Below are 1383 nucleotides of genomic sequence, written 5' to 3'. Positions count from 1 at the left end.
GCCCGGCGGCGCGCCTCACTGGCAGTTCTTCGCCGATCCCGGCGGCGACAACTACCGCAAGTATCTGTCGTTCAAGCCTGCCGGCGCGCTCAGTCACCTACACGGTATCGAGTCATTCGATTTGGCGGCGCTGGAACGCTTCCTCAGCGCTGGCGGCGAGCTGGCCGGCTGGCAGGTGATTGCGAAAAACCACTTTGGCGGCTATCGCGAACTGGTGGCGCTATGAATGAACTCCGCCTCGCAATGGCGGCCTGCGGCCTCTCTCAAAGGGAGGCCGCAGCGCTGCTTGAGGTCCGCCTCGATACTGTCGCCAAGGCCATGACCGGCCGTAGTCGCACCCCGAGCGGGTGGCTGGCAGACCTGCGCGAGTTAAACCGCCGCCAGCAGCGCGCGGCAGAGCAGGCATTCCAACTCTGGCGCGAGGCCGGCGAGCCGAAGGATATCGAACTCGGCATTGCCAGCGACGATTACGAGGCCATGCAACTAGGCTGGCCCTGCGTTGGCGCGCAGATGGCTGTGTTCAGGATGCTGTGGGAGCGCCTGCCGGCAGATGTACGGATCGCCATCGTCCCGCGCGGCAGCACGATGGCGACAGCCGCCGCGGCAGACGCTCACGAATAGAAAATCCCCCGCCAGCCGAAGCCAGCGGGGCGAGTCGTAATCAGGGAGGAGCGGCGCTATCCCCCGCCGCGAGGGTGGCTAGCCGAGGCCCAACAACCCGATCAGGATTTTCAGGCTGGCCTCCACGTCTATACCCGGCAGGACCAGCTGATAGCCCAACACAGCCGCTATCCACTCGATGGTAGGCTTGACGGCGAATTGTAGGGCAGCCGGAACGCCGAATACCAGCAGGAGGATTTTCCGGGGCGTCCAGCTTGAATTGCGCTCGCCCTCAATGGTGGCGTCGATCTGCTTTGTGGTGCGCTCGTGCTGCTGATCCTGCGCCTTGTTCTTGTCGGGGATCAGGCGCTCGCCGATGCCGAGCAGGCGGTTTACGAGGCCCAAGGCCCCATCAATGATCGGGATAGCCATTATCCGATATCCTTGTAGAAAAGATGGCTGCCAATCTCGGCACAGGGCTCCTTGCCCTCAGCCCATTTCGGCAGGATGGCTTTCGTGTGGTAATGCGTGGCTCCGTTAGTCGGGTCGGCTAGCTCGCCAGCCTCGGCAAGCGTGGCTATCTCCAGCGCGGCCTTGAATTGGGGATCGCGCTCGTCTGCCGAAAGCAGTTTGGCCAGGTTCGGGTCGTTGGCGTTCCAGCACGAGAACTGCCATGGCTTGGTGCAGACCGTCTCGATAGTGCGGCCCCACCAGCAGGGCTTGGCAACGCGGTTCAGGATGACTGAGGCCACGGCCTCCATGCCCTTCCGCCCCTCGCCTCTG

General features: G+C 63.7%; 4 protein-coding genes. 2 read left to right on the top strand and 2 right to left on the bottom strand.

The window, feature by feature from the left end; translation table 11 throughout:
• Together VF194_RS06370 and VF194_RS06365 are read left to right on the top strand one after the other, a co-directional pair.
• Positions 1-226 (top strand): hypothetical protein (locus VF194_RS06370; protein ID WP_330889172.1); only part of this gene is annotated, 226 nt, incomplete at its 5' end.
• Complete coding sequence (locus VF194_RS06365) at positions 223-621, top strand: hypothetical protein (protein WP_330889170.1); 399 nt, start codon at positions 223-225, stop codon at positions 619-621. The genes VF194_RS06370 and VF194_RS06365, both read left to right, overlap by 4 nt.
• Before the next feature lie 78 nt (positions 622-699).
• On the opposite strand, the gene VF194_RS06360 is transcribed toward VF194_RS06365, so the two are convergent.
• Both VF194_RS06360 and VF194_RS06355 read right to left on the bottom strand, forming a co-directional pair.
• On the bottom strand, positions 700-1032 hold the full coding sequence (locus tag VF194_RS06360) for a hypothetical protein (RefSeq protein WP_330889168.1): 333 nt from the start codon (positions 1030-1032) through the stop codon (positions 700-702).
• Positions 1032-1383 (bottom strand): cell wall hydrolase (locus tag VF194_RS06355; protein ID WP_330889166.1); only part of this gene is annotated, 352 nt, incomplete at its 5' end. The genes VF194_RS06355 and VF194_RS06360, both read right to left, overlap by 1 nt.

Source organism: Ferrovibrio sp., assembly GCF_036381655.1.
GTDB lineage: Bacteria > Pseudomonadota > Alphaproteobacteria > Ferrovibrionales > Ferrovibrionaceae > Ferrovibrio.
The sequence above is the reverse complement of the archived record's forward strand: the minus strand, read 5'-3'. Positions and strand labels throughout refer to the sequence as shown.